Annotated in this window: 15 protein-coding genes; 4 read left to right on the top strand and 11 right to left on the bottom strand. The window is 60.3% G+C overall.

Going from position 1 to position 15,193, the window contains the following annotated elements; all coding sequences use genetic code 11:
• Window positions 1–15 precede the first annotated feature (15 nt).
• From ftsX to ftsY, 3 genes are read right to left on the bottom strand one after another with little or no spacing between them, the layout of a single operon-like run.
• Window positions 16–996: a permease-like cell division protein FtsX gene (ftsX, locus tag BQ9846_RS10235; RefSeq protein WP_075880865.1), complete on the bottom strand. Its 981-nt coding sequence runs from the start codon at window positions 994–996 to the stop codon at window positions 16–18.
• On the bottom strand, window positions 993–1,661 hold the full coding sequence (gene ftsE / locus BQ9846_RS10230) for a cell division ATP-binding protein FtsE (RefSeq protein WP_075880864.1): 669 nt from the start codon (window positions 1,659–1,661) through the stop codon (window positions 993–995). Before ftsE ends, ftsX begins: the two co-directional genes overlap by 4 nt.
• The gene (gene ftsY, locus BQ9846_RS10225; RefSeq protein WP_075880863.1) at window positions 1,658–2,911 is read right to left on the bottom strand and encodes a signal recognition particle-docking protein FtsY; all 1,254 of its coding nucleotides are present in this window, start codon (window positions 2,909–2,911) and stop codon (window positions 1,658–1,660) included. Before ftsY ends, ftsE begins: the two co-directional genes overlap by 4 nt.
• A gap of 89 nt (window positions 2,912–3,000) precedes the next feature.
• Here ftsY and rsmD point away from each other — a divergent pair, with 89 nt between their 5' ends.
• Both rsmD and BQ9846_RS10215 read left to right on the top strand, forming a co-directional pair.
• Entirely contained in the window at window positions 3,001–3,639 is a 639-nt protein-coding gene (gene rsmD / locus BQ9846_RS10220; protein ID WP_075880862.1) for a 16S rRNA (guanine(966)-N(2))-methyltransferase RsmD, read from the top strand.
• Between the two features lie 61 nt (window positions 3,640–3,700).
• Window positions 3,701–3,895 carry a cell division protein ZapB gene (locus BQ9846_RS10215; RefSeq protein WP_075880861.1) on the top strand — a complete coding sequence of 65 codons (195 nt, stop codon included), beginning with the start codon at window positions 3,701–3,703 and terminating at the stop codon, window positions 3,893–3,895.
• A gap of 36 nt (window positions 3,896–3,931) precedes the next feature.
• Here the strand turns inward: BQ9846_RS10215 and rimI are convergent, their stop codons facing one another.
• From rimI to BQ9846_RS10175, 8 genes are all read right to left on the bottom strand, one after another.
• Window positions 3,932–4,450 (bottom strand): ribosomal protein S18-alanine N-acetyltransferase, encoded by a 519-nt coding sequence (rimI, locus tag BQ9846_RS10210; protein WP_235818953.1) that lies wholly within the window; start codon window positions 4,448–4,450, stop codon window positions 3,932–3,934.
• A complete protein-coding gene (locus tag BQ9846_RS10205) occupies window positions 4,408–5,232 on the bottom strand; it encodes a hypothetical protein (RefSeq protein WP_144049411.1) in 825 nt (274 codons plus the stop codon). The genes rimI and BQ9846_RS10205 overlap by 43 nt, the downstream gene beginning before the upstream one ends.
• Entirely contained in the window at window positions 5,229–5,537 is a 309-nt protein-coding gene (locus BQ9846_RS10200) for a BolA family protein (RefSeq protein ID WP_075880860.1), read from the bottom strand. The genes BQ9846_RS10205 and BQ9846_RS10200 overlap by 4 nt, the downstream gene beginning before the upstream one ends.
• Before the next feature lie 39 nt (window positions 5,538–5,576).
• Entirely contained in the window at window positions 5,577–6,980 is a 1,404-nt protein-coding gene (locus BQ9846_RS10195) for an MFS transporter (RefSeq protein WP_075880859.1), read from the bottom strand.
• An 81-nt stretch (window positions 6,981–7,061) separates the two neighbouring features.
• Window positions 7,062–7,448 carry a hypothetical protein gene (locus BQ9846_RS10190; protein ID WP_075880858.1) on the bottom strand — a complete coding sequence of 129 codons (387 nt, stop codon included), beginning with the start codon at window positions 7,446–7,448 and terminating at the stop codon, window positions 7,062–7,064.
• A gap of 71 nt (window positions 7,449–7,519) precedes the next feature.
• The gene (gene lysS / locus BQ9846_RS10185) at window positions 7,520–9,031 is read right to left on the bottom strand and encodes a lysine--tRNA ligase (protein ID WP_075880857.1); all 1,512 of its coding nucleotides are present in this window, start codon (window positions 9,029–9,031) and stop codon (window positions 7,520–7,522) included.
• Between the two features lie 34 nt (window positions 9,032–9,065).
• Window positions 9,066–10,164 (bottom strand): peptide chain release factor 2 gene (gene prfB / locus BQ9846_RS10180; RefSeq protein ID WP_144049410.1). Its coding sequence is split into 2 segments (ribosomal slippage): window positions 9,066–10,088 and window positions 10,090–10,164, totalling 1,098 coding nucleotides; the frame shifts between segments, so codons are not numbered across the junction.
• Window positions 10,165–10,293: 129 nt separating this feature from the next.
• Window positions 10,294–11,640: an OmpP1/FadL family transporter gene (locus BQ9846_RS10175; protein ID WP_075880855.1), complete on the bottom strand. Its 1,347-nt coding sequence runs from the start codon at window positions 11,638–11,640 to the stop codon at window positions 10,294–10,296.
• Window positions 11,641–11,906: 266 nt separating this feature from the next.
• On the opposite strand from BQ9846_RS10175, the gene BQ9846_RS10170 reads away from it, so the two are divergent.
• Window positions 11,907–12,341, top strand: coding sequence for a MerR family transcriptional regulator (locus tag BQ9846_RS10170; RefSeq protein ID WP_075880854.1), 435 nt, complete (start codon window positions 11,907–11,909; stop codon window positions 12,339–12,341).
• Window positions 12,338–14,917 carry a heavy metal translocating P-type ATPase gene (locus BQ9846_RS10165; RefSeq protein ID WP_075880853.1) on the top strand — a complete coding sequence of 860 codons (2,580 nt, stop codon included), beginning with the start codon at window positions 12,338–12,340 and terminating at the stop codon, window positions 14,915–14,917. Before BQ9846_RS10170 ends, BQ9846_RS10165 begins: the two co-directional genes overlap by 4 nt.
• Window positions 14,918–15,193: the final 276 nt, after the last annotated feature.

Here is a 15,193-nt window from a genome sequence, read left to right as displayed (position 1 = left end):
ACTACGCGTGGTTACTCACTTCGGCATGATGCTGGCCAAATGCCGCGTGACCGCAAGCCACGCGCCCAGCCAGCCGAGTAGTGTACTGCAAGATAGCAAAATTGTAGAGCCTGTCACGTCGAGTGCCGGTAGGGAAAATTGCGCCCCATAGCTTTCGGCCAAGGCCGCCACGGGTAGCGATAACCACTGACCGCCAAGGCTCAAGAGCACGAGAGCGAACACGCCACCGCCAAAACCGTACCAGGCACCGCTGTACAAGAAGGGGCGACGCACAAAGGCGTGTGTTGCCCCGATCAGCATGACCACCTCAATCTCGCGGCGCCGACTCTCCACCGACAGGCGCACGGTATTGCCCACCACCAGCAGCACCCCTAAACCGAATAGCACTCCAAGCGCCAGGGCCAAACGCCGCCCCAGCTCGGCCAGATTTCGAAGCCGTTCCATCCAAGCAAGATCCAGACGCACTTCGTCGATGCCGGCCATCTCCTCTAAACGCGCGGCGAGTGCCTGCATCGCTAGCGGCTCAACGTCACGCGGTTGAATCACGATACTGGCGGGCAAGGGGTTAGCCTCAAGCCCTGCGAGGGTGTCATCCAGGCCCAGCGAGCGCTGGAAATCCGCCATTCCTTCATCGGCGCTGATAAAACGCGTTTGATCCACTTCGGGCTGTGCCGTTACGGCTTCATGGATACGGCCGGCCTGCGCGTCATTGGCGCTATCATCGAGATAGACAGTAAGTGTTGCACTTTCGGTGAGCTCGGTATCCAGCAGGCGGGCGCTATCCAGCGTCAGCCAGAGCGCGGCAGGGAGCACCAAGGCAATGGCGATGGCCAGCATCGTCAACACGTTACCCAGCGGGTAGCGTACCAGGCGGTGCAAGCTATCCATGGCCATGGCGCGGTGATGCCGTCCCCAGGCCCGCATCCGACTGCCTTGGCGCGTCTGCTGTGAGCGTGCGCCGCGAGGCGCGGGGGGTGGTGTTTTCGATACGCTCATCCAGCCCCCTCGTCACCCACCAAGCGCCCATCGCGAAGTCGCAGCGTACGATGGCGCAAGCGCGCAATCAGCGCCAGGTCGTGGCTGGCGATCATCACCGTCGTGCCAATGCGGTTAAAATCTTCAAACAGCGCCATGATATCGGCAGAGAGCTGCGGGTCGAGGTTGCCGGTGGGCTCATCGGCCAGTAGCAGGGCGGGCTTATTCACCACCGCGCGGGCAATACCGACGCGCTGCTGCTCGCCGCCGGAGAGCTCGATGGGCACGGCCTTTTCGCGGTGCAAAAGGCCGACTTTATCGAGTGCGGCGCGCACCCGGCGGGCCGATTCGCGCGGCTCGACGCCCTGAATCTCCAGCGGTAGAGCGACATTGTGAAACACCGAGCGATCAAACAGCAGCTGGTGGTCCTGGAACACCACGCCGATCTGGCGGCGGTAAAACGGCACCTGGCTCGGGTGCAGTGCGGCGATGTCATGCCCGGCCACCACTACCCGCCCGCGGGTGGGGCGCTCAAGGCGCATCACCAAGCGCAACAGCGAGCTTTTGCCCGCCCCCGAGTGGCCGGTGAGAAACACCATCTCACCGCGCGTCACGCGAAAGTTTAAGTGCGCGAGCGCTTCAAAGCGTCCGCCATAGCGCTTACCCACGTGCTCGAAAGCGATCATGCGCGGTCGTCATCACCCTGGCGGTCAAACAGCGCGCCGACAAAGTCATCGGCCTGGAAGGGGCGTAAGTCATCGAGCCCTTCGCCCACGCCGATAAAGCGAATCGGCGTCTCAAGCTGTTTCGCCAGGGCGAAAATAATGCCGCCTTTGGCGGTACCGTCGAGCTTGGTGAGGGTAATCCCGCTGACCGGCACCGCCTCGTTGAAGGTGCTGGCCTGGGAAATGGCGTTCTGCCCGGTGCCGGCATCCAGCACTAGCATCACTTCATGCGGGGCAGTATCGTCGAGTTTCTGCATCACCCGATGGACCTTTTTTAGCTCCTCCATCAGGTGGCTTTTGTTATGCAGACGCCCGGCGGTATCGGCAATTAGCACGTCAACGCCGCGGGATTTCGCCGCAGCGACAGCATCGTAAATTACCGAGGCACTGTCGGCACCGGTGTGCTGAGCAATGACCGGTACACTGTTGCGCTCGCCCCAGACCTTGAGCTGCTCGACCGCCGCCGCGCGAAACGTATCCCCCGCGGCCAGCATGACGCTTTTACCCTCACGCTGAAAACGCTGCGTCAGCTTGCCGATGGTCGTGGTTTTGCCCACGCCGTTCACCCCCACCACCAGAATCACGAAGGGACCATCGCTCTCTTTATCAAGCGAAAGAGGCGTTGCCACCGGCGCCAGCATGGCAGTGAGCTCTTCTTGCAGCCCGCGATAAAGCGCTTGGGGGTCTTTGAGCTCTTTGCGTGAAACGCGCGCTTCGAGTCGCTCGATAATCTCGGTGGTGGCTTCGATGCCCACATCGGCGACGAGCAGCTGCGTTTCCAGATCCTCCAGCAGCTCGTCATCGATCTGCTTTTTGCCCAGAAACAGATCGGCGATGCCGTCGGTTAAGTTGGCGCGGGTTTTACCTAGGCCGGCTTTAATGCGCGAGAACCAGCCCTTCTTCTCGCCCCCTTTATCGGCGGCCTTGGGCTTTTCCTGTGGCGCCGGCTTTGACGCAGGCGAGGGCACGGGTTCCGATTCGGGTTCATGCTCGGGTAGAGATTCGGGTTTGGGTTCAGGCTCGGGCAGAGGCTCAGCCTTAGGCTCCGGGAGTTCGGGGCTTGCGGTGGGCGCCGGCGCTTGCGTTGGCGACGAGGCGTCACCGGCCTCTCGCTCGCCCTCTTCCTTGGCCGACGCTTGACTCTTTTCGTCGTGCTCCGCGTCCTGCTGGGTTTTGTCGTGCTTTGTCTTACGTTTGAATAAACCAAACATGGGTGTCATCCAATCAAGAGGGAAACATTAGCGCCATCCTACCACTGCGCCCCAAGACTTTGGATACGCAGGCCGCTACAATCTCCGCTATGAAACCCAACAGCGCTAAACGAAAACGCCCTTCTCGCGCGCCTCAAGCCGGGCGCGCGGGCGGCAAACTCCGCATTGTTGGCGGCGATTTTCGTCGCCGACAGCTACCCGTGCTTGAATACCCGGGGCTGCGCCCGACGCCGGATCGGGTGAGAGAGACGCTATTCAACTGGCTCGGCCAGGCGCTCTACCGTCAGCGTGTGCTCGACCTGTTCGCCGGCACCGGGGCGCTTGGCATCGAAGCGCTCTCACGCCAAGCGGCCCATGTCCACTTCGTTGAGCGAGACCGCGCGGTCGCCGAGCAGATCCGAGCGAATTTGGCCACGCTCAAGGCGACCCATGCCCAGGTCGTCACCCAGGAGGCTCTGGCGTTTCTTGAGAAGCCCGGCGCGGCGTTTGACCTGGTGTTTCTTGATCCGCCGTTTCACCAAGGGCTTGCCGCGCCCTGCTGCCTGGCGCTGGAGAACGGCAACTGGCTCGCCCCAGGGGCCATGGTCTATGTCGAGACAGAAACCGCGCTTACGCCGGAGGTGCCCGCCCACTGGCGACTGTACCGCGAAACTCACGCCGGCGAGAGCACTGCCAGGCTTTATCAACGCGAAAGCACCACATCAACGCTTGCCGCTAATTCCGCGTAGCGTTAGGCTCGCGCAAGCCACACCACATCGCTAAAGCCACCCTATTGGTTAGGAGCCGTACATGAGCCAGGAAGTGTTCGACCAGTTAGAGCAAAAAATCACCGCCGCCGTTGAAGCCCTCGAGATGATGAAACTCGAAAACGAAGAGCTGCGCGAGGAGAACAGCCGCTTGCAGCGGGAGCGCAATGAGTGGGAGCAGCGCCTGAACGGTCTGCTAAGCAAGTTTGACGACGTGGATACCAGCAGCGCGCCCTGACCCTCCCTGCGCGTTGGGTAACGCCCAAGCCAACGGCTAAGGCGCGACGTCACGCGACATTAGCAGCGCATCTTCTCGCTCGGCGGCCACTGCCGCCGAGCTACCCTGTTGAACGGCAGGATAGTAGCCTTTGCGCCGCCCGCCTTCCCTGAACCCCATGCGCTGGTAAAGCGCGATCGCCGCTTGGTTGCCCGCGCGCACCTCCAGCAGCAAGCGCTCGCTCTGCCATCGGCGCGCCGTGGATATTACCGCTTCCATTAGCGCGCACCCGACACCGCCACCGCGCTCTGCGGGCAGTACGCCGATGGCGTGAAGCTCGGCGTCAAAAGGCAGCTTGGCGACCAACGCGTAGCCCACCAATGTCTCAGCCCGAAAACCGCCCAGCACGCTGGTGTCCGGCACTGCTAAGGCTTCCGTGAGTTGAACAGGCGCCATCCCGCTCTGCGCCTGTGCCTCAACCGTCAGCAGCACCTCAGCGTCTTCTTGCTGTAGTGTTCGGATCGCTAGCATCATCAGGTCGACCACTGCTCGCCGAGCGCTAGCAGTGAGGGCCATAGCGCCCGCTTGGCGTCCGCGCTGCCTAACAGCGCGGCGAGTGTGGGCCCCTGCCAAACGGGAAGCTCAAGGGTGCGGCTCTGCCCGTCGGCGATATCCAGCACCTTCTCTAGCGGCGAGGACTCGGCATTGCCCCACCAAAGCACGCGCTCAAGGCGCCATTCATGACGCCCGGCGGCGCCGCTGACAAAGGCATGCACGCCTTCGCGCGCCTCTTCCAGCGGCTCTTCAGGTGCGGGGCCATCGGCTAGCGGGGGCCAGGTAAAGGTCATCCGCTCCAGGGGCTCCGCAAGCGCCACCCCCGCTGCGCGGTAAAGGTTGGCGAGCAGTTGCTGCTCCTGGGCGCTTAGCTCCCCTGCGTGCAGGCTTAGCCAGCGGCCGGCTAAGCAGAAGCATGACAGCGTGAACGTCACCGGCTCGCGGGAGGGGCGCTCTGCGCTTTCGCTTTCGATAGAGGGCGCTGGCGCAGAGGGTGTGTCGGGTGCGTCCTTCGTCGGCGCATCATCAAGCAGCGCTCTAACGGCGGCAGGCGCTGTTTCTTGGGGTGCTATTTGGGAAAGCGACTCCGGGTTGGAGGTGCTTTTCTGGCGCTTTTGCTCCGCCTTTTGCGCGTCATCCAGCAGCGCATGCAGGCGCTGGCTGGGGCTTTCCGGCGCCCTTACGCTCTCCTCTTCCCATTCGCAGGCGGGGGTTTCCAGGGCGTTGGGCAAGCGGTAGCGAGATGCCCAGACGGTAACCCCCATGGCATCCAGGTACTGACGACGAACAAGCTCTGCGTTCACTGCCCGCCGCCACGGCAGTTAGGCGAATCCGGCCGCTCCCCCCCCCGCGCCTGCCACTCCTGAGGGGTGTACAAATGCAGCGCCAGGGCGTGAACGGGGCCGGAGAGTTCATCAGCCAGCAACGCATAAATTTTCTGGTGGCGCTTCACCGGCATTAACCCCTCAAAGCCTTCGCTTACCAGCGTGACCTTGAAGTGGGTTTCCGAGTTGGGCGGCACGTTATGCATGTGGCTTTCGTTCTCCACCCGCACCAGTTCGGGTTCAAGTGCTGCGAGCTTCCGCTCGATCTGGGTCTGTAGCGTCATGGCTCACTCCTCGCTCGAAATAGGCGCTATTGTACGCGCTCAGCCGGGCTGAGACGATGCCCGGCGGGCACGGCTGGCCTCGCGGGCCAGCGGGACACGGGCAAGACTGGCGACTAGCGATAACAGTGTGGTCACCGCCCCTAGCCACAGGGTCAGCTGTACCGCCAACCCCAGCGCCAGGGCCGCGCCCACCAGCGCCACCCCGAGGGATTGCCCTACCGTGCGCGTGGTGCTCATCACCCCGGAGGCGTTGGCGCTGCGCTCCGGCGGCAGGCTCGCCATCATTTCGCGGTTATTGGGCGGCTGAAACAGCCCAAAACCGATACCGCAAAGGGCGGTGCGCCAGAGACTTCCCGCCACCCCGGTACTCTCATCCACCAGCCCCAGCGATATCAAGCCCATGATCAGCAGCACAAGCCCGGTACTGGAAAGCACGCTGGGGTTAATACGATCCGCCAAGCGCCCCGCCAAGGGGCCGATCACCATGATGGCCAGGGGCCACGGGGTGAAAAGCCACGCGGTTTGCAGCGGTGAAAACCCCATCTGCTCCTGATAGAAAAACGACAGCGCCACAAAGCTTAAGCCTTGGCCAATAAACGCCAGTCCCGAGGCTGAAACCGCCAAGGTAAAGCGCTTTTCGGCAAAAACCGAGAGAGGCAACAGCGGGTAAGGCGCGCGGCGCTGGCGGCGGATAAATCCCACGCATGAGGTCATCGCGATCGCCAGCCAGCTTAGCGTTTGCCATAGCGGCGCCGCGTGGCCCACGGCGTCCATGGCCAGGAAAAAGCTCGCCAGCATCAGCATCGATAAAAGCGCGCCCAAGGTATCGAAACTGCCTTGGCGCGGCGTTTCCCGCGGCAGCGCGCGCTTGGCCAGCCAAAGAGACACCACGCCTAGCGGCACATTGAGTGCAAACAGCCACGGCCAGTCAGCAAACGAGAGAATCACCCCGCTAAGCGTCGGCCCCGCGGCGTAACCGCCCGCCACCACCAGCGCGGAGAGACCCAGCGCGCTACCTAGCAAGCGAGAGGGAAAAATCGCGCGGTAAATCGACGGGCCGATGGAGAGGGTAGCCGCCGCCCCCAACCCCTGCAGGGCGCGAAACACCAAGAGCGTTTCCAGGCTGCGCGAAAGCGCCGCCCCAAGCGCGGCGAATACGAAAGTGCCCAGACCCAAAAGGTACAACCGCCGGCGCGTCACCAGCTCGCTCAGCCCGGCGAACACCAGCAAAAACGCCGCGCATACCACTTGAAAAAGGTTGGTGATCCACACCGCCCGCGAGCCGGGCACACCTAAATCGGCGGCAATCGAGGGCAGCGCCAAGTTGATCATGGTGGTATCCACCACCGCCATCAGCGTGCCGGAGATCAGCGCCAGCACGGCGAGCAGGCGCTCCGGGCCTGGCAGACCATCATCTCCCGCTCGAGTTGCAAACAGTCGCATGCGGTTTCCTAGCAAAAAAAACCGGCCTGGGCCGGTTTCATCACTGCGTTTGTGCTTAAACTCAACGATTTGGATCAGCGCTTACGCTTCATCGCTATCCAGCAGCAGGGCGTCGTCCACTTCCGAGATTTCCAGCGCTGTCTCGTCATCCAAATCGATGGCGAGATAGCTGTGCTCGACCCGTAAAAACGCCTCGAAAAGCGGCCAGTCCAACGTTTCGGGCCACTGGCGCTCATCCTCTTCCCACGCGCGCAGCTCGGTTTCGAGAATGTCGACAAAACGTTCGCGCACGAAGGCGTGAAGCGCTTCGGGCGTGTCCATTTCAGGAATCAGGTAGATTGTGCTTTCACGTTCGACGTCGTCCAGGGTTAGGTCGTCGTCTCCCATGGTGGGTTCGAGCGCATTGATCCAATCCACAAAGGCTTGGGTCGGCCTAACACTCAGAGCGGAGCGGTTTAGTAGTTTCATGGTCTCTCCTCGCCGTCGAAACGTGATCATTATGGGCGCTTAGGCGCCCACTTGCCAGCGATCAAAACGCCTTATTCGGCTTCCGGACGCATCGCCGGGAACAGCAGCACATCGCGAATCGAAGGACTATCGGTGAACAGCATCACCAAGCGGTCGATCCCGATCCCCTCGCCCGCCGTGGGCGGAAGGCCGTACTCCAAGGCGCGCACGTAGTCGGCGTCAAAGTACATCGCTTCCAAGTCGCCGGCCTCTTTTTCGGCGACCTGCTCGCGAAAGCGCTGGGCCTGATCTTCGGCGTCGTTAAGCTCCGAGAAGCCGTTGGCGATTTCACGCCCGCCTACGAAGAACTCAAAGCGGTCGGTCACAAACGGGTTGGCGTCGTTGCGACGCGCCAGGGGGCTGACTTCCGCTGGGTACTCGGTGATAAAGGTCGGCTGGTCGAGCTTGGGCTCGGCGACCTCCTCGAAGATTTCCGTTTGCAGCTTGCCCAATCCCCAGCTCTCTTTGACCTGCATGCCAAGCTTTTCCGCCAGCGCCCGCGCGGCGTCGAGGCTATCGAGGTCCGCATCGGTAATGCCCTCGCCGTGATCGAGAATCGCCTGGCGCAGTGTCAGGCGCACAAACGGTTTGCCGAAATCGTAGCTCGCGCCTTGGTAGGCGATGGTCGTGGTACCGAGCACCTCCTCGGCGGTGGCGCGCACCATCTCCTCGGTCATGTCGAGCAGGTCGCGGTAGTCCGCGTAGGCCCAGTAAAACTCGACCATGGTGAATTCCGGGTTATGGCGTGTGGAAAGCCCTTCATTGCGGAAGTTGCGGTTAATCTCAAAGACTTTCTCAAACCCTCCCACGACCAAACGCTTGAGGTAAAGCTCCGGGGCAATGCGCAGGTACATATCCATATCCAGCGCATTATGACGCGTGATGAAAGGCCGGGCCGTGGCGCCACCGGGAATCGGCTGCAGCATCGGCGTTTCCACTTCCATAAAGCCACGCGCTTCAAAGAAGCGGCGCATGGCGCTGATCACCGCCGCGCGGGTCTCAAACACCTTGCGCGACTGCGGGTTCATGATCAAATCCACGTAGCGCTGACGGTAGCGCGCCTCCTGGTCGGTCAGGCCGTGGAACTTATCCGGCAGCGGGCGCAGGCTTTTGGTTAAAAGCTGCGCCTCTTTCATCATTACATACAAATCGCCCTTGCCGGATTTATGCACCGGGCCGCGGGCGGCGACGATATCGCCGATATCCCAGCCTTTCACCCCTTCAAGCACGTCAGCGGGGAGGCCTTTTTTATCCACGTAGAGCTGAATCTGCCCCGCCACGTCCTGAATGACGATAAAGGGACCGCGCTTGCGCATCACGCGCCCGGCCACCGAGGCGTGATGGTCGAGCGCTTCAAGCTCGGCTTTGTCTTTGTCACCCAGCGCGTCTTGCAGCTCGACGGTTAGGCTATCGCGGCGAAAGTCGTTCGGGAAAGCACTCTTGCCCTGCTCGGTCGCACGCTCACGGTGAGCCACAAGCTTGGCGCGGCGCTCGGCGATCAGGTGGTTTTCGTTTTCGAGAGAAGACGCGTCTTGGTTGGCCATCGGGCACCCTATTTCTGTTCAAACGCTAAAAAGATTACAAACCCTGCTTGAGGCTAGCGACGATAAATTGATCCAAATCGCCATCAAGCACCTTATCGCAGTTGCTCGACTGCACGCCGGTGCGCAGGTCTTTGATGCGCTGATCATCCAGCACATACGAGCGAATTTGGCTGCCCCAGCCGATATCGGCTTTGGCGTCTTCCGCTTCCTGCTTGGCCGCATTGCGCTTTTGCATCTCAAACTCCCACAGCTTCGCCTTCAACTGCTTCATGGCGAAGTCGCGGTTGGCGTGCTGGCTGCGCTGGCTTTGGCACGCCACCACAATACCGGTGGGTTCATGAGTGATCCGCACGGCGGAGTCGGTGGTGTTGACGTGCTGCCCGCCCGCGCCGCTGGAGCGGTAGGTATCCACGCGCAAGTCGGAGGGGTTAATCTCGACTTCAAAACTGTCGTCGATTTCTGGCGATAAGAAGACCGAGGCAAAGGAGGTATGCCGGCGGCCACCGGAGTCAAACGGGCTTTTGCGCACCAAGCGATGCACGCCGGTTTCGGTGCGCAGCCAGCCAAAGGCGTAATCGCCCTGAATATGTAGCGATGCCGATTTAATCCCGGCAACGTCGCCAGCGGATATCTCGATAATCTCGGCTTTAAAACCGTGACTCTCCGCCCAGCGCAGGTACATGCGCAGCAGGATATTGGCCCAGTCCTGCGCTTCGGTGCCGCCGGAGCCGGACTGAATATCGAGGTAGGCGTTATTTTCGTCCATTTCGCCGGAGAACATGCGGCGAAACTCTAACTTTTCAAGCGCTTTTTGCAGGCCGTCGAGCTCTTTGCGAACTTCCTCGACCGTGCCTTCGTCCTCTTCCATCTCGGCGAGCTCTAAAAGATCGCCGCTATCGGCCAAGCCCTGCTCTAGGTCATCAATGGTCGCGACGATGGTCTCAAGCGAGGCGCGCTCTTTACCCAGTTTCTGGGCGTAATCCGGGTCGTTCCAGACGCCCGGGTCTTCAAGCTCGCGGGTGACCTCTTCTAGCCGATCTTTCTTTTCGGCGTAGTCAAAGATACCCCCTAAGAACCTCTGTCCGCTCCGACAGGTCCTTAATTTGGTTATGAATCGGGTTCGTTTCCAGCATGGGTCAGCCTTAGTGGAGTAAAACGCGCATTGTAACGAAAGCCAGCGTCTGCCGCATCCAAAGCCCAGGGTGGAGAACGTAAAAAACCCGACCGAGGCCGGGTTTCAGCGACAAAGCGCAGCGCTTCGCTTAGAAGCGGTACGTCAGCTGCGCGCCGAAGCCGTGGGCTTCGTTTTTGTAGTCAGCGGAGTAGGTAGAGGTAATAGGCGGCGTTGGCTGACCTGCCACGGTGAAGCTATCCGTTTTGGATTGTTCCACCTGGGTACTGCGCTCAGTTAAGTAGGAGTAGGCGAAATCGAGCGTTAGGTCTTCTGTCGGGCTCCAACCTGCCCCCAGGGAAAAGATTCGGCGATCGTCGGATGGAATACGCACGCTGCGCGTATCATCTTGGGTTGGTGTAAAATCAAGCGCTACCCCAGCGCGAAGGGCAAGCGTCGGCGTCAGCTGATATTCGCCACCGGTCGAAAAGGCCCAGGCGTTGCTGTAATCCTGTTTTTCCAGCGTGATCACATCCCGCTCGCGCCCATCCACCCGAATCTGCTCGAAACGGCTCCAGCGCGCCCAGGAAGCACCAAACATAAGTTTCAAACGATCTGTCATCTGCTGAGTCAGGGAGAAATTAACCGTTTCTGGCGTAGTCAAATCGAGTGAGGCGTCATCGGTTACCGTTCCGATACCCAATTGATCTAACACTGGTGAACTGGCGGTAAAGTCACCCTCCAGCTTGTAATCCACTTTAGAACGGTACGTTAGGCCCAACGTCGTTTCAGGCACCGGCTGATAGATCACTCCCAGGTTATATCCCCACGCGTCGTCGTCACCCTCTACACGTGAATCGGCCTCAGATAATCCTAGCGGTGTCGCCACAGGCACCTGGCGGTGTAGCTCACCTTCCACTTGGTTATAAGTAATACCCGCTCCCACTGACCACTGTTCGTTAAAACGGTAGGAGACAGTCGGTTGGGCACTGATGACAGCGACTTCCGTATAATTACCCTGATTACGTCCTTGGAAGCCATCTTCGTAATCTGTTTTAGAGCCAAACGGAGCGTAAACGCCAAAACCAAACGCCAGTTTCTGATTTACCGGATGCGCATAAAAAGCGTAAGGAATTAAGGTTCCAGGCACCATATCGCCATCGTTAGTGCCAGAAACCGGCAATGTATCCGTTTGCCCCCCTGTTGCTTGAAGGATCGCCGGACTGCTTTGGGAGGCCTGCACATTACTAATATCACTATTAACGTTTAAATACGTTCCCCCCGCTGACACCTGGGCGCGGTCGAGAAACGACATCCCCGCCGGGTTGCCGAACACAATGGTCGCATCGTTGATATTGGAGCTACGCCCGGCGTGGCCGTAGCCTTGGCCACTCACGCTCTGCTCGTTAATTTGGTAACCACCGGCGTGGGCTTGGCTAGTGAACGCAACTGCCGCGATGGCTGCCGCCAGCGTAAGCTTTTTAAAGTTGTTATGCATAGGGGCCTCTTTACTTCCCGAAGATCCGACAGCGTGGAGCTCACCTGTCATACTTTTTTTGTACACGTCAGTTTTGGCCTAAAAGCCCGGTGCGTTCAAGGGCAAACGAGCGTTTTATTTTATTTGCGCCTTATACATTAGTCGCACGATCGTTTTAAATCAGCGTTTTACTGTTTCCTGAAATATCCGCTGTAGCGCCTTGACCTATGGGTAACCCAAAGGTTTTACACTAATGCCAAGTACATAAATCAGCGACAGGGCTTTTGATGAAAGTGAACGACATCGCCAAGCAAGCGGGTGTCACAGGGGAAACCGTGCGCCACTACGTGCGCGAAGGGTTGCTTTCACCTGAGCGTCACCCGGATAACGGCTACCAACTCTTTAATCAGAATGACCTAGAGCGCCTGCGCTTTATTCAACGGGCGCGAAAACTCGGTTTTAGCGTGGCGGAAATCCGCGACATTCTCGCCCATGCGGACCACGGCGACTCGCCCTGCCCTTTGGTGCGCGACTTGCTCGCCAGCCGTTTGCCGCAAGTGCGCGCGCAGATCGCCGAGCTGGAAGCCCTGGCCTCACGCATGGAGCAGGCCCTGGAGAGCTGGCAAGAGATGCCCGACGCCGCCCCCGATGGCCACAGCCTGTGCCGCTTGATCGAAAGCCTTCCTGAACACGATGCTGATAACAAACGGGAGACCCCATGAGCCAACACACCCTAACGCGCACGGTGCCCGGCATGAGCTGCCAGGGCTGCGTTAAGCGTATGCGCGAAGCGATACAGGCGCGTGATAGCGATGCCGACGTAACCGGCACGCCAGCGGAGAAGCGTCTGGATGTCACCACTACCCTGAACGAAGACGACATCGACAAGGCGCTTGTTGATGCCGGCTACCCTCCCGGCGAGCTATCAGAGGAAGAGGAAAAAACAGACGCCAACGCCGATGACGTAGAGGGCGAATCGCCGCAGGAGGAGAAAAAGAGCGCCAGCGAAGCGAGCGCAGACAAGCAGCGCGACAAACGCAGCAGCGGGCAGCAGTTACGCCTCGCGATCAGCGGCATGACCTGCGCTAGCTGTGTAAAAACCGTGCAAAAAGCCCTGGAGCGCACGGAAGGCGTGGATACCGCCACCGTTAACTTTGGCACCCACACCGCGCAAGTGTTTGGCCGCGCCGATGAGCAAGCGCTGATTGAGGCAGTGGAGTCGGTGGGTTATGGGGCCGAGCCGATTGTCGATATGCGCGAAGCCGAGAAAGCCCGCGCCGAGCAGCAAACGCGCGAATACAGGCGCCGGCTGAAAGGCGGCTTCTACGCCCTGGCGCTTGCCCTCCCGCTGATGGCCAGCATGTTTATCTACCACCCCCATCCGGAGGGCGCAGGCCGGCTCTTTTGGCTGGTGATTGGACTTTTAACGCTGGCCATCATGGCATTCCCAGGCCGCCACTTCTTCGTCAACGCGTGGAAAAACGTCAAGCATCACCAGGCCAACATGGACACCCTGGTGGCCATGGGCACCGGTACCGCCTGGCTCTACTCGATGGTGGTGGTGCTGTTCGCCCCTTGGCTGCCCGAAGTGGCCCACGGCATCTACTTTGAAGCCTCCGCCATGGTCATCGGCCTGATTCTGATCGGTAACGCCATGGAGCTTAAAGCCCGCGGGCGCACCAGCGACGCGCTCAAGCGCCTACTCGACTTGCAAAGCCGTACCGCGCGGGTAATTCGCGATGGCAAGGAGGAGGAGATCGACATCGACGCCGTGCGCGAGGATGACCAGATCCGCGTACGCCCTGGGGAGCGCTTACCAGTGGATGGCGAAGTAGTCGAAGGCGAAAGCCACATCGACGAATCCATGCTCACCGGCGAGCCTGTCCCGGTGAAAAAAGGCGAAGGTGACGAGGTCAGCGCCGGCACCGTCAACGGCAAAGGCGGCCTTGTGTATCGCGCCACCCGGGTGGGCGCCGATACCCGCCTGGGCCAGATCACCGAGCAGGTCGCCAGCGCTCAGAACTCGCGGCCACCAATCGGCGAGCTGGCGGATAAAGTCTCCAGTATCTTTGTGCCCTCGGTGATGATCGTCGCCGTACTGACCGCGCTTGCGTGGTTCAACTTCGGTGCCGAGCCGCGCGTCATTCACATGCTGGTCACCGCCACTGCCGTACTGATTATCGCTTGCCCCTGTGCCCTTGGGCTGGCCACGCCGATCTCCACCATGATCGGGGTGGGTAAAGCCGCCGAACACGGCGTGCTGGTCAGAAGCGGCGAAGCACTGCAAACGGCAAGCAAACTGACAACCTTGGTGGTGGACAAAACCGGCACCCTCACAGAAGGCAAACCCCGCGTAACCGAAGCGGAGATTATCAGTGGCGATAAACATCGCACACTGAGCCTCGTGGCGGCTCTTGAGCGTGGCTCGGAACATCCGCTAGCGGCGGCGCTGATGGAGTACTGTCAAGAACAGGCCGAGGATAAAGAGGTCGACCCCGCCAAGATACACGACTTCGATACCGTCACCGGCGGTGGCGTCAAAGCGCAAACCGACGACGACAAGCCGCTGCTGCTGGGTAACGCGCGCCTACTTGAAGAAGCAGGCGTTGATCTTGGCGCTGGCCGAGAAAAAGCGCGCGAGCTGGAAGAGAAAGCGCGCACGCTGGTGTATCTCGCCGTGGACGGCGAGCTGACCGCGCTCTTTGGCATTAGCGACCCACTGCGCTCGGATACCATCGAGGCCATCAAGCGCCTGAAGGCCGATAACATCAAGGTGGTGATGCTTACCGGCGATAACGAGCACACCGCCGGCGCGATTGCCCGCGAAGTGGGCATTGATGACTTCCGCGCGGGGCTGTTGCCGGAGGACAAACACGCCGAAATCGAACGGCTGCAAGACAAAGGCGACGTGGTCGGGATGGTCGGCGACGGCATCAACGACGCCCCGGCGCTAGCGCGTGCCAATGTCGGTTTCGCCATCGGTCAGGGCACGGATGTGGCCATCGAGAGTGCCGGTATGACGCTGATGCGCGGCTCGCTGCACGGCGTCGCCGATGCCATCGAAATCAGCCAGGTGACGCTCTCCAACATCAAGCAGAACCTGGTCGGCGCCTTTGGCTACAACGTGCTGTGCATCCCCATTGCCGCCGGGGTGCTTTACCCGTTCACCGGCATGCTGCTCTCGCCGATTATTGCCGGCGCGGTCATGTCGCTCTCCTCGATCACCGTGGTCAGCAACGCCAACCGTCTACGCCTCTGGCAAGCCAGTGGAAACGCTTCAACAGGAGAGAAAGCATGAATGTACTGGTCAATCTATTCGGCCTCGGCCTCATCGCCGCTATTGTGTGGTGGTTCTGGCTGTATAAATCTTCCTGAGCTAACGGCAGGACTCAAGCTAACCTTTGGCACGCAGCACGCTTTTACAGGGCAATCGCACGTCGATATTAGTTCGCAGCTAAATCGTAAAGAAGGGCTCGATTTAACTGGGGCATGTAACGGAAAGTCGACATGCCCCATACCGCTACGCCCCTCTTTGACGTTTTCACCAGCGTTACGGATGTGCTAACGGTGGCGG

The organism is Vreelandella massiliensis, assembly GCF_900155385.1.
GTDB lineage: Bacteria > Pseudomonadota > Gammaproteobacteria > Pseudomonadales > Halomonadaceae > Vreelandella > Vreelandella massiliensis.
This window is presented reverse-complemented; position numbering and strand designations above follow the sequence as displayed.

Coding starts and splice junctions, on each gene's coding strand:
- ftsX (WP_075880865.1), bottom strand. CDS start 996: ATGAGCGTATCGAAAACACCACCCCCCGCGCCTCGCGGCGCACGCTCA.
- ftsE (WP_075880864.1), bottom strand. CDS start 1,661: ATGATCGCTTTCGAGCACGTGGGTAAGCGCTATGGCGGACGCTTTGAA.
- ftsY (WP_075880863.1), bottom strand. CDS start 2,911: ATGTTTGGTTTATTCAAACGTAAGACAAAGCACGACAAAACCCAGCAG.
- rsmD (WP_075880862.1), top strand. CDS start 3,001: ATGAAACCCAACAGCGCTAAACGAAAACGCCCTTCTCGCGCGCCTCAA.
- BQ9846_RS10215 (WP_075880861.1), top strand. CDS start 3,701: ATGAGCCAGGAAGTGTTCGACCAGTTAGAGCAAAAAATCACCGCCGCC.
- rimI (WP_235818953.1), bottom strand. CDS start 4,450: ATGGCCCTCACTGCTAGCGCTCGGCGAGCAGTGGTCGACCTGATGATG.
- BQ9846_RS10200 (WP_075880860.1), bottom strand. CDS start 5,537: ATGACGCTACAGACCCAGATCGAGCGGAAGCTCGCAGCACTTGAACCC.
- BQ9846_RS10195 (WP_075880859.1), bottom strand. CDS start 6,980: ATGCGACTGTTTGCAACTCGAGCGGGAGATGATGGTCTGCCAGGCCCG.
- BQ9846_RS10190 (WP_075880858.1), bottom strand. CDS start 7,448: ATGAAACTACTAAACCGCTCCGCTCTGAGTGTTAGGCCGACCCAAGCC.
- lysS (WP_075880857.1), bottom strand. CDS start 9,031: ATGGCCAACCAAGACGCGTCTTCTCTCGAAAACGAAAACCACCTGATC.
- BQ9846_RS10175 (WP_075880855.1), bottom strand. CDS start 11,640: ATGCATAACAACTTTAAAAAGCTTACGCTGGCGGCAGCCATCGCGGCA.
- BQ9846_RS10170 (WP_075880854.1), top strand. CDS start 11,907: ATGAAAGTGAACGACATCGCCAAGCAAGCGGGTGTCACAGGGGAAACC.
- BQ9846_RS10165 (WP_075880853.1), top strand. CDS start 12,338: ATGAGCCAACACACCCTAACGCGCACGGTGCCCGGCATGAGCTGCCAG.